This window comes from Kitasatospora sp. NPDC059722 (assembly GCF_042733235.1).
Lineage (GTDB): Bacteria > Actinomycetota > Actinomycetes > Streptomycetales > Streptomycetaceae > Kitasatospora.
Genome location: NZ_JBHWGD010000008.1, coordinates 63,567 through 75,658, shown reverse-complemented (window position 1 = coordinate 75,658; position 12,092 = coordinate 63,567). Strand labels below are relative to the sequence as shown.

Below are 12,092 nucleotides of genomic sequence, written 5' to 3'. Positions count from 1 at the left end.
GGGGCCCGCCGGGCCCCGCCCTCTGCGGCACGCGCCGGGAGTCCGGGGGCGCCCCCCCCCCCCGGGGGGGGGCCCCCCCGGTCTGTGGGGCGGGAGGTGTCAGCCGGCCGCGGCGAAGCGGAACGCGGCGAGCCGGAAGTCGCCGTGCAGGGTCAGGATCACGTCCTGCACGCCGTCGAGCGGGGCGGCGAGTTCGACGGTGACCGTCGTCCAGGCGTAGCGGTCGCCGGTGACGGGCACGTCGATCCCGGCCAGCAGGTGCCCGCCGGCCCGGACCTCCAGCCGGGCAGCGCCGTCCTCGCCGTGCTCGCGGGCGGTCTCGGCCTCGATCCGGACGGCCCCCGTCACGTCGCAGGCGCGGAACAGGAGCGCCGCGGGCTGCCCGGGGGCGGTGGGGGTGACGGCGTCGCCGTCGGCGCGGGTGGCGTCGACGATGGTGACGTCCGTGTGGTCGTCGAAGTCGACGGCCCGGACGGTCCGTTCGACGACGGCGCGGGGGGCGGGCGCCGTCCCGGTCACGGTGAGCGGCGTGACGAGGACCGGGTGCTCGGCCGAGCGCGCCACGACGACCTCGTAGTCGCCGGGGTCGACGGCGAAGGCGCCCGTGGCGACGTCCCAGTGGGCGAACCGCTCGGCCGGCAGGCGGAAGGTCAGCTCGCGGCTTTCCCCCGGCTCCAGGCGGACCTTGCGGAAGTCGGCGAGGCGCACCCGGGGCGCCTCGTAGCGGGCGTCCAGGGCCCGGACGTAGACCTGGACCACGTCGCCGCCGGAGCGCCGGCCGCGGTTCTCCAGGGTGACCGTGAGGTCGACCTCGCCGTCCGGGCCGATCGACGGCTGCGACAGGCGCGGGTCGCGGTAGGCGATGTCGGTGTAGGACAGCCCGTGGCCGAAGGGGTAGAGGGTGGCGCCCTGGTGGTACTGGTAGGTCCACCCGGCCTTGATGATGTCGTAGTCGAGCGGGGCGGGCAGCGGGTCGTCGCCGCGGTACCAGGTCTGCGGCAGGCGGCCGGCGGGCTCGGCCTCGCCGAGCAGCACCGCGGTCAGCGCGTGGCCTGTTTCCTGCCCGCCGTGGGAGGTCCACACCACGGCGGGCAGGTGCTCGTCGGCCCAGTCGGCGGCGAACGGGTAGCTGCTCATCAGCACCAGTGCCGTCTCCGGGCGGGCTTCGGCGACGACGCGCAGCAGCACCTCCTGGCCCTCGGGCAGGTCGATGTCGGCACGGTCCTCCGTCTCGCGGCCGTTGACCATCGGGTGGTTGCCGAGGACGACGAGCGCCGCGTCGGCCGCCGCGGCGGCTTCGCGTGCCTCGGCGAGGCCGTCGCGCAGGAGTTCCCGCCGCCAGCGCTCGGCGGTCTCCGGGGTCTCGGCGGTGACGGTCACCCGGCCGTCGGTCGGGTCGACGGCGGCGTAGCGGCCGGTGAACACGTTGTACAGCAGCACGGTGTCCTCGCCGGCCGGGCCGACCGGTTCGAGCCGGAAGGTCTCCTGGACGAACCAGGCCTTGATCACCTCCAGGTCGGCGGCGAGGGCGGCGTCCTCCTTGACGGTCAGGAAGCGGCCGGTGTCGGCGGCGCGCAGCGTGAGGGCGCCGCCGCCCCAGTCGGTGACGTCAAAGGAGGTCTTGCCGAGGAGGTCGCCGGTGGTGCGCGAGCGCAGGGCGATCCGGTCGGAGCCGTCCACGTGGACCACTTCGCCGCCGTGCGGGGCGAGGGCCGCGCCGAGGCCGGTGGCGAGGCCGACCTGGTACGGCATGGTGCCGCTGTACCAGTCCTCGAAGAGCGCGTCGGCGAGCGGGCCGATGACGGCGATCCGGGGCGTGCGGGCGGGGTCGATCGGCAGGAGGCCGTCGTTCTTGAGCAGGACGACGGATTCGGTCGCGGCCTGCCGGGCCAGCTCGCGGTGGTCGGCGCAGTCGATCACGTCGGCGCCGGTGGTGGCGTAGGGGTCGAGCTCGGGGTCGAACTCCCCGACGCGGAAGCGGAGTTCCAGCTGCCGGCGGACGGCGCGGTCCACGTCGGCCTGGTCGATCAGGCCGCGTTCCAGCGCCTCGCGCAGCCGGCCGACCACGGTCGCGCTGTCCTGGCCGTGGTCGGTGAAGCTGTCGATGCCGGCCTTGAGCGCCGCCGCGTGGGACACCGCGTGGTCCTCGAAGTAGTGCTCCGGGTCGACCAGGTTGGACGGCGCCTCGGCGTCGCTCACCACGAACAGGTCGGGGCCGGCCGGCCCGGCCCAGCGGCGCAGCTCCGTCTCGATCAGCGGACTGACGTGGCACGGGCGGCCGTTGACCAGGTTGTAGGCGGCCATGGCACCGGTCGCGACACCGGCCTGGACGACGGGCCGGAAGGCGGCGAGGTCGTACTCCTGGAGCACGCGCGGGCGCACCCCGGAGGAGGTGGTGCAGCGGTCGTCCTCGTTGTTGTAGGCGAGGAAGTGCTTGAGCACCGGGGCCGCCCGCAGGTAGGTCGGGTCGTCGCCGGCGAGGCCCCGGCAGAACGCCTCGCCGATGCGCGCGGTGTGCACCGGGTCCTCGGAGTAGCCCTCCTCGTTGCGGCCCCAGCGCGGGTCGCGCAGCAGGTTGAGCACCGGGGCCCAGGCCTGGAGGGAGTTCGGTCCGTCCTCGGCCGTGCCGATCATCGGCGGGCGGTGGTAGTGGAAGGCCCGCAGCTCGGTGGAGACCGCCTCGGCGACCCGGCGCACCAGGTCCTCGTCCCAGGTGGCGCCGAGGCCGACGGCCTGCGGGAAGACCGTCGCCACGCCCAGCCACGAGACGCCGTGCAGGCCCTCGGCGCCGGTGCGGAAGGGGCCGACCCCGAGGCGCGGCACGGCCGGCGCGTACTGGTGCAGCATCGCGAGCCGCTCGTCGGGCGTGAGCCGGCCGAGCAGGTCGTCGACACGCTTGCGCAGGGCGAGCGCGGGATTGCGGAAAGCGGGCAGGCCGGCTGCGGCTGCGGGCACGGAACTCACGTGGAATACCCCTCGGGCGGGCTGGGCTCGGTGGTCGTTCATCGAAGCGCTTCGACGCTGGCACGCTCCGGGAGCGCTGTCAACTCCCCAGGACACAAACGACTTTGCATTTGTTCAGCCTCTTGCCGAACCGGTAACGCGTCGTTAGTCTCGCCGAAACATCCAAGCGCTTCGACGCTTCGACGGAGAGGGGCCACGCCACCATGAGATCCGGGTTGAACCGTAGGAGCTTCCTGACCGGCGCCGCCGCGGTCGCGGGAGCCGCCGCGATGGCGCCCCTGCTGTCCGCCTGCAGCGGCGGCGGTTCGGGCAAGAAGGCCGGCATCAACACCAAGGAGGGCCTGAAGGCCGCCCTGCCGACCTACGCACCGAGCAGCACCACCGTCAAGCCGGACATAGCCTCCGTGCCGGGCGGCGCCGACACCGCGACCGACCCCGCCTACCTCTCCTACCCCGCGTCCCCGCCCGCCACCGTCTCCGGCGTCCCCGGCAAGGGCGGCAGCTACACGGCCGTCACGCCGCTGTGGGGCACCAACCCGCCGGTCGGCAACTCCTTCTACCAGGCGATGAACAAGGCCCTCGGGGTCGAACTGACCATCAAGCCGGCGGACGGGAACAACTACAACACCATCGTCCCGACGATGACCGCCGCCAAGCAGCTGCCGGACTGGATCTGCCTGCCGACCTGGTGGAACCCCAACTTCAACACCGGCGAACTGGCCGGCACCCAGGTCGCGGACCTGACCCCGTTCCTGTCCGGCGACAAGATCAAGAAGTACCCGAACCTGGCCGCCCTCCCCACCGGGGCCTGGCAGGTCGGGGCCTGGGGCGACAAGATCTACGGGATCCCCTCCTTCTCCACCAACTTCGCCATCGCGGGGATGGTCTACCACCGCCGGGACGTCCTCGAAGCCCGCGGCATCACTCCCGACCAGGTGAAGTCCGCCGACGACCTGATGAACCTCGGAAAGGAGCTGACCGACGCCAAGCGGGGCGTGTGGGCCTTCGACGACGTGTGGACCTACATGTACACGGCCTTCGGCGCTCCCCTGAAGTGGAAGGTCGACAACGGCAAGCTGGTCCACCTCTTCGAGACCCAGGAGTTCCTGGAGGCCCTCGACTGGCACAACCGCATGGCGACCGCCGGCTACATGCACCCCGACGCGATGGCCGGCGACGACAAGGGCACCCAGCGCTTCTACAGCGGGAAGGTGCTCATCCAGGGCGGCGGCACGGGCGGCTGGAACCTGAGCGACCACCAGTCCGGCGTCGCCGCCGAGCCGAACTACCGGCGCGGCGCGTTCAACTTCTTCGCCGCCGACGGGAAGGGCGCACCCGTGGTCTACATGGGCTCCTCCACGGGCATCATCAGCTACCTCAACGCCGACCTGAAGCCCGCCCAGATCGAGGAACTGCTCGCCGTCGCGAACTACCTCGCCGCCCCCTACGGCACCGCCGAGTACACCCTGGTCAACTTCGGCGTCGAGGGCCTCCACCACAACCGCGTCAACGGGGTGCCGACCTTCACGGAGGAGGGCAAGAAGGACGTCCAGGCGCAGACCTTCCCGTTCCTGTCCGGTCCCCCCTCGGTGATCAGCAACCCCGGCAGCGACACGGTCACCAAGGACTACGCGGCCTGGCAGGCCGCCAACGTCAAGGCCCTCACCAAACCGCTCTTCTGGGGCGTGAACTACAGCATGCCGCAGGCCATCGCCGCGGCCGAGGCCGCACAGAGCGTCAACGACACCGTCAAGGACTGCTACCGCGGCAAGAAGAAGGTCTCCGACGTCCAGGACGTCGTCGCCAGCTGGCGCTCCGGCCCCGGGGACCGCCTCAAGAAATGGATGACCGAGAACGTCCTGAACAAGTACGGCACGGGCCAGTGAGCACCGCGCGGCAGCAGCGCCCCGCCAGGCCGGCGCGACTCGACTGGCGGATCAGGCTGCGGCGGGACAAGTCCCTCCTGCTGATGACGGTCCCCGCAGTCGTCCTGCTCCTGGTGTTCAACTACGCGCCGCTGTTCGGCATCGTCACCGCCTTCCAGGAGTACGACCCGCTGGTCGGGGTCCGGAACAGCCAGTGGGTCGGGTTCGACCAGTTCCAGCAGTTGTTCGGCGACCCGGCCTTCTGGGCCTCGATGAAGAACACGCTGTACCTCAGCTTCGTCCAGCTGATCCTCTTCTTCCCGATCCCCATCGCCCTGGCCCTGCTGCTCAACTCGGTGATCAGCGAGCGGATCCGCAACTTCTTCCAGTCCGTGGTCTACCTGCCGCACTTCTTCTCCTGGGTGCTGGCGGTCACGATCTTCCAGCAGATGCTCGGCGGCGCCGGCGTGCTCAACCAGTTCCTGCGCCAGCACGACATCGGCACCTGGGACATCATGACCAACCCGCACACCTTCGCGCTGCTGGTCACCTCCCAGGCGATCTGGAAGGAGGCGGGCTGGGGGATCATCGTCTTCCTCGCGGCGCTGAGCGCGATCAACAGCGAGCTGTACGAGGCCGCGGCCGCCGACGGCGCCGGGCGGCTGCGGCGGATGTGGCACATCACGCTGCCGGGCCTGCGCGGGGTGATCGTGCTCATGCTGGTCCTGCGGCTCGGCAACGCCCTGTCCGTCGGGTTCGAGCAGTTCCTGATCCAGCGCGACGCCGTCGGCCACGACGCCGCGGACGTGCTGGACACCTTCTCCTTCTACTACGGCATCGCCACCGGCGGCTACAGCTACGGCGCGGCGGCCGGGCTCTTCAAGAGCGTGGTCTCGCTGCTGCTCATCTGGGGTGCCAACAAGCTGGCGCACGCCTTCGGCGAGGACGGGCTGTACCGCAAATGACGAACGCACTCACCACCATGGGTTCGCGGGGCGAGAAGCGCCGCACCGCGGCAGCAGCCGCCCGGCGCCGGGCCCGCTCGGCCCGCCCGCCGTGGGACGAGCCGCCGACCACGGTCGGCCAGGCCGCCAAGGGCCTCACGCTCGGCGGGATGCTCGCCGTCATCCTGGTCCCGCTCTGGATCATCGTGCTGACCAGCTTCTCCACCCCCGGGGCCGTCAACCGGGCCGGCGGACTGGTGATCTGGCCGGACGGCCTGACCACCGAGACGTACCGCCAGATGCTCGGCGACCCGACGGTCGTCACCGCCCTGATGGTGAGCCTCGGCATCACGGTGGTCGGCACCGCGGTGTCCATGGCCGTCTCGATCCTGTGCGCCTACGGCCTCTCCCGGCCCCGCTCGCTCGGCCACCGCTTCGTCCTGATGCTGCTGATCATCACGATGTTCGTCGGCGGCGGCCTGATCCCGAGCTTCCTGGTGGTCACCGGACTCGGCGGCTACGACCAGTGGTGGGCGCTGATCCTGCCGAGCGCGGTCTCCGTGTTCAACATCCTGGTGCTGCGGGCCTTCTACCAGGAGACCTCCGGCGAACTCATCGACGCGGCCCGGATGGACGGCGCCGGGGACTGGCGCATCCTGTGGTCCGTCGTCCTGCCCACCTCACGTGCCGTCACCGCCGTCACCGCGCTCTTCTACGCCGTGGGCTACTGGAACTCGTTCTTCAACGTCATGCTCTACATGCCGACCGACAGTCAGAAGTGGCCCCTCCAATACGTGTTGCTCACCTACGTCAACCGGGGCATCGGCATCCCGGGCTCCGTCAACGCCGGCTTCGGGAGCACCCACGCGCAGACCGCACCGCTGTCCCTGCAGATGGCGGTCGTCGTCCTCACCCTGGTACCACTGGTGATCGTGTACCCGTTCGTGCAGAAGCACCTGCGCACCGGTGTCCTCACCGGAGCGATCAAGGGCTGAGCCGTCCGCACCGGTCCGGCGCGCCCCGCCGGACCGGAAACGGACCGGAAACGGACCGGGAACGCGCCCCTACCGGAACCGACACGAAGGAAGCAGAGCGATGGTGACACTCGCCGATGTGGCCAGGCACGCCGGCGTCTCGTCCAGCACGGTCAGCTACGCCCTCAGCGGCAAGCGGCCGATCTCCGACGAGACCCGGACCCGCGTCGAACGGGCCATCACGGACCTCGGCTACCACCCCAACGCGGGTGCCCGGGCCCTGGCCGGCAAGCGCTCGCACATCATCGCCCTGGTGGTGCCGCTCCGCCCCGAGGTGCACGTGCCCACGATGATGGAGATCGCCATCGCGGTCACCGTGGCGGCCCGCGAACACGGCTACGACGTCCTGCTGCTCACCAACGACGAAGGGCCCGAAGGGGTCCGCCGGGTCGCCGCCACCGGGCTCGCCGACGGGGTCATCCTCATGGACGTCCGGCTCGACGACGACCGGATCCCGGTCCTGCGGGCCGAGGAGATCCCGGCCGCCCTCATCGGCCTGCCCGACGACCCGGCCGGACTCTCCTGCGTCGACCACGACTTCGCCACCGCCGGCGCCCTGTGCGCCGACCACCTCGCCGACCTCGGCCACCGCGACATCGCCTTCATCGGCTACAGCAGCGGCGTCTACCGGCGGCACGCCGGGTACGCCGAGCGCACCCTGAACGGCTTCCGCGCCCGTGCCGAACGGCGCGGCCTGCGCTTCCTCCACCGGCCCTGCGAAGGCACCTACGAGAGCACCGCGGGCACCTTGGCCCGCATCCTCGCGGACCGCCCGGACACCACCGGGTTCGTCGTGCAGAACGAGGCCGCGATCGGCCCGCTGCTCAGCCTGCTGCGCGCCAGCGGGCGGACCGTGCCCGAGGACGCCTCCGTCATCGCCATCTGCCCCGACGCGCTGGCCGAGCAGCACGCACCCCGGCTCACCTCCGTGACCAGTCCGAAGAAGGACCTCGGGCAGGTCGCCGTCGAACAGGTCATGGCGAGGATCACCGCGTCCGCCGCGGGCGACGAGGCGAAGGACCAACTCCTCCTGATGCCGCCGGAACTGGTGGTCCGCGAAAGCACCGCGCCGGCTCCGCACCGCAGTTGACCCCCCTACCGAAGGAAACATCTCCCCATGGACATCCGCCGGCTCACCGACCGCCTCGGCGGCCTCGCCTTCGGCGGGGACTACAGCCCCGAGCAGTGGGACGCCGAGGTGTGGAAGCAGGACAACGAGCTGATGCGCCACGCGCGCGTCAACCTCGCCACCGTCGGTGTCTTCTCCTGGGCCCTGATGGAGCCCGAAGAGGGCCGCTACGACTTCGGCTGGCTCGACGGCCACCTCGACCGGCTGCACGCGGCCGGCGTCGCCGTCGACCTGGCCACCCCCACCGCCGGGCCGCCGCCGTGGTTCAGCCTGGCCCACCCGGACGCCCTGCCCGTCGGCCCCGACGGCACCCGGCTGACCCACGGCAGCCGCGACACCTACTGCGTCGCCGCCCCCGCCTACCGCCGGGCCGCCCGCCGCATCGCCGACGCCCTCGCCGAACGCTACGGCGACCACCCGGCCCTCGCCCTGTGGCACGTGCACAACGAGTACGTGTCCCTGTGCCACTGCGACCACGCCGGCGCCGCGTTCCGGGTCTGGCTGCGCGCCCGCCACGGCTCCCTCGACGCCCTCAACGAGGCCTGGGGGACGGCCTTCTGGAGCCAGCGCTACACCTCGTGGGAGCAGATCCTGCCGCCCCGCCAGAGCCAGTGGCACCGCAACCCCGGCCAGGCCCTGGACTACAGCCGCTTCTGGTCCGACGAGGCCCTCGCCGCCTACCGCGAGCAGCGCGACGCGATCCGCGCCCACAGCGACCGGCCGGTGACGACCAATCTCATGCTGCCCAGGTACCAGAACCTCGACCTGTGGGCGTTCGGCCGCGAGGTCGACCTGGTCTCCGTCAACCACTACCCCACCGGGCCCGGCGTCGAGGCCGCCGCCCACGCCGCCTTCGACGCCGACCGGGCCCGCTCCCTCGCCGGCGGCGCCCCCTGGCTGCTGATGGAATCGGGCACCAACACCGTCTACGCCGGCGACCGCGTCCTCCCCAAGGAGCCGGGCGACATCCTGCGCAACTCGCTCGCCCACGTCGCCCGCGGCTCGGAGGGCGCACTGTTCTTCCAGTGGCGCCAGTCCCGGGCCGGCGCCGAGCAGTGGCACTCCTCGATGGTCCCGCACGCCGGGCCCGACAGCCGCACGTTCCGCGAGGTGACGGCGCTCGGCGAGCACCTCGCCCGGCTCGGCGAGCTCGCCGGCTCCACCGTCCGGGCCGAGGTCGCCGTGCTGCACGACTCCGACGCCTGGTGGGCGATGCAGGTCGACGGACTCCCGTCCGGCGAGCTCGAGTACTACCCCGCGCTGCGCCGCGCCCACCGGGCGCTGTGGGACGCCGGACTGACGGTCGACTTCGCCCACCCCGAGCACGACCTGAGCCGCTACCGGGTCGTCCTCGCCCCGGCCCTGGTCCTGCTCACCGACGCGGGCGCCGAGAACCTGCGCCGGTACGTCGCCGACGGCGGCACCCTGCTCCTCCAGCACTTCGGCGCCGCCGTCGACGAGCACCTGCACGCCCGGCTCGGCGGCTACCCGGCCGCACCGCTGCGCGAGGCGCTGGGCATCCGGGTCGAGGAGCACCGCCCGCTGGCGCAGGGCGAGGAGCTCGCGCTCTCCGACGGCTCGACGGGCTCCTCCTGGAGCGAGTCCCTGCGCACCGAGGGCGCCGAGGCCGTCGCCGCCTACACCCACGGCATGCTGACCGGCAGCCCGGCGCTCACCCGGCACACCTTCGGATCCGGCCACGGCTGGTACCTCTCCACCCGCCTCGACGACGCCGGCTACGCCACCCTGGTGGGGCGGCTGCTCACGGAGGCGGGCGTCACCCCGGACCTGCCCGGCCTGCCGGCCGGCGTCGAGGTCGTCACCCGCCACGCGCCGGACGGCCGGAGCTGGCACCTGCTGCTCAACCACAGCGCCGAGGCCGTACCGCTCCCCCAGCCGGCCCACGACCTGCTCACGGGTGCCACCCTGAGCCGGGTGCCCGCCGGCGGCTGCGCGGTCCTGCGCGCGTTGTGAGCGCTCACTTCACGCAGTTGTGAGCGCTCACTACATTGTGAGCGCTCACCCTCCCCCTCCCTCCGCACGACCGAGGAAGGCCACCTGCTCGGCACCGACGTCCGCACCGAGGTGCTCTACCCGGCCTCCAGCCGGGCCACCGCCGCCTGGCACCCGGACCGGGCCGAACTCACCGTGACCCTGCCGACGGCACCGTCCGCCGTCCTGCTGCGCCTCACCAGGAGGGCCGCCGAAGGGAGTTGACCATGCACCGGGCGACCGCGCGCTCCCCACCGCGCCGGTCCGCATCCGTACGGAACACGCTTCGCGTCCGGGCCCGATCACACGCAGCCGCGCCGGGCCCGCCGTCCAGATCGCGGGAGTTCGATCCCCCACCCGAACACCACGTACCCCCACCACCCTGGAGGGACGCATGAACTGGTCAGCACAAACATGTCGTGATCGCGTCATCGCCGCCGCCGCGGCCCTGTCGCTCGCGGTCACCGGCGCGATCGCCGCCGTCGCGCCGCCCGCCCACGCCGCGAGCTCCGTGTCGGTGTCCGTCGACGCCGCCCTGCAGCTCGCCACCATCCCCGCCACCGGCGTCGGCATCAACACCGCCGTCTTCGACGCCGCCATGAACGACTCCGCCACCCCCAGCCTGCTCCGCACCGCCGGCATGGGCGCCGTCCGCTACCCCGGCGGCAGCCACTCCGACGTCTACCACTGGCAGACCGGCACCGCCTCGGGCGGCGCGTACGTCGCCCCGAACACCGGCTTCGACGCCTTCATGGGCACCATGCACGCCGCCGGAACGCAGCCGATCATCACCGTGAACTACGGCTCCGGCACGCCCCAGGAGGCCGCCGACTGGGTCAAGTACGCCAACGTCACCAAGGGCTACGGCATCACGTACTGGGAGGTCGGCAACGAGGTCTACGGCAACGGGGAGTACAGCAACGGCAGCGGCTGGGAGTACGACACCCACAGCAGCAAGAGCGCCACGACCTACGCGACCAACCTGGTCCAGTACGTCTCGGCGATGAAGGCGGCCGACCCGAACATCAAGATCGGCGCCGTGCTCACCACCCCCGGCGGCTGGCCGGACGGCGTCGTCGGCCCGGGCGACAGCATGGACTGGAACCACACGGTCCTGTCGATCGCCGGCTCCAAGGTCGACTTCGTGATCGTTCACACCTACCCCGGCGGAGCCAGCCCGGCCGACCTGCTCACCAAGCCGCAGGCCCTGATCCCGAACATCGCCGGCACCGTGCGCTCGCTGATCAACCAGTACGCCGGGACCAACGCCCCCAACGTCGGCATCGCGGTGACCGAGGCGAACACCACCACCTACCGGGACACCTCCCCGAACGGGCTGTTCGCGCCGGACACGTACCTCACCTGGATGGAGAACGGCGCGTTCAACGTCGACTGGTGGGCCCTCCACAACGGCGTCGACTGCACCGACCTGAGCCAGGTCGAGGGCGCCACCGAGTACAACGACTACGGCATGGTCTCCAGCGGCGCGAGCTGCGAGCCGCCCCTCAACACCCCCTTCCCCGCCTACTACGGCACCCAGATGATCAGCAGGCTCGGAGCGCCCGGCGACACCCTGGTCAAGGCCGCCGGCTCGTCCTCGCTGCTCTCCGCGCACGCCGTGCGCCGCGCCAACGGCGACGTGGCCGTCATGCTGATCAACAAGGACCCGAACAACGCGGCCACCGTGAACCTCTCGTACACCGGGTTCACCGCCTCCTCCGACACCCCGACCGTCTACTCCTACCTCAAGAACGGCAACTCGATCGGCACGGCGCAGAGCGGCAGCCCGACCAGCCAGACCGTTCCCGCCTACGGCATCACGGTCGTCCAGATGCACCCGACCAGCGCGAGCTGCCGGGTCGTCTACAACAGGAACGAGTGGCCGGGCGGCGTGATCGGCACCGTCACCGTCGTCAACAACGGGCTCGGCCAGGTCAACGGCTGGGACCTCGGCTTCAACTTCGCCGGCGACACGGCGATCACCAGCAGCTGGAACGCCTCGGTGAAGCAGAGCGGCCCCAGCGTCAACGCCGGGAACGCCTCCTTCAACGCCGCCATCCCGCAGGGCGGAAGCGCCCAGTGGGGCTTCAAGGCCACCTGGTCCGGCAGCGACGCTAACCCGACCGCCTTCTGGCTCAACGGCGCGACCTGCGCCATCGGCTAG

At 71.7% G+C, this 12,092-nt stretch carries 8 protein-coding genes; 7 read left to right on the top strand and 1 reads right to left on the bottom strand.

Annotated elements, in window-relative coordinates; genetic code table 11:
- Positions 1-99: 99 nt before the first annotated feature.
- Entirely contained in the window at positions 100-3,006 is a 2,907-nt protein-coding gene (locus tag ACFV4F_RS07260; protein ID WP_380500728.1) for a glycoside hydrolase family 3 C-terminal domain-containing protein, read from the bottom strand.
- A gap of 173 nt (positions 3,007-3,179) precedes the next feature.
- Between ACFV4F_RS07260 and ACFV4F_RS07255 the strand changes: the two genes are divergently transcribed.
- The 7 genes from ACFV4F_RS07255 (at position 3,180) to ACFV4F_RS07225 (ending at position 12,092) form a co-directional block, all read left to right on the top strand.
- The gene (locus tag ACFV4F_RS07255; RefSeq protein WP_380500727.1) at positions 3,180-4,850 is read left to right on the top strand and encodes an ABC transporter substrate-binding protein; all 1,671 of its coding nucleotides are present in this window, start codon (positions 3,180-3,182) and stop codon (positions 4,848-4,850) included.
- On the top strand, positions 4,805-5,794 hold the full coding sequence (locus ACFV4F_RS07250; RefSeq protein WP_380438098.1) for an ABC transporter permease: 990 nt from the start codon (positions 4,805-4,807) through the stop codon (positions 5,792-5,794). The genes ACFV4F_RS07255 and ACFV4F_RS07250 overlap by 46 nt, the downstream gene beginning before the upstream one ends.
- Entirely contained in the window at positions 5,791-6,768 is a 978-nt protein-coding gene (locus tag ACFV4F_RS07245; RefSeq protein ID WP_380438096.1) for a carbohydrate ABC transporter permease, read from the top strand. Before ACFV4F_RS07250 ends, ACFV4F_RS07245 begins: the two co-directional genes overlap by 4 nt.
- 100 nt (positions 6,769-6,868) lie before the next feature.
- The gene (locus tag ACFV4F_RS07240) at positions 6,869-7,897 is read left to right on the top strand and encodes a LacI family DNA-binding transcriptional regulator (RefSeq protein ID WP_380500726.1); all 1,029 of its coding nucleotides are present in this window, start codon (positions 6,869-6,871) and stop codon (positions 7,895-7,897) included.
- A gap of 27 nt (positions 7,898-7,924) precedes the next feature.
- The gene (locus tag ACFV4F_RS07235; protein ID WP_380500725.1) at positions 7,925-9,910 is read left to right on the top strand and encodes a beta-galactosidase; all 1,986 of its coding nucleotides are present in this window, start codon (positions 7,925-7,927) and stop codon (positions 9,908-9,910) included.
- Between the two features lie 111 nt (positions 9,911-10,021).
- Entirely contained in the window at positions 10,022-10,153 is a 132-nt protein-coding gene (locus ACFV4F_RS07230; RefSeq protein ID WP_380438090.1) for a hypothetical protein, read from the top strand.
- Positions 10,154-10,322: 169 nt separating this feature from the next.
- Complete coding sequence (locus ACFV4F_RS07225; protein WP_380500724.1) at positions 10,323-12,092, top strand: cellulose binding domain-containing protein; 1,770 nt, start codon at positions 10,323-10,325, stop codon at positions 12,090-12,092.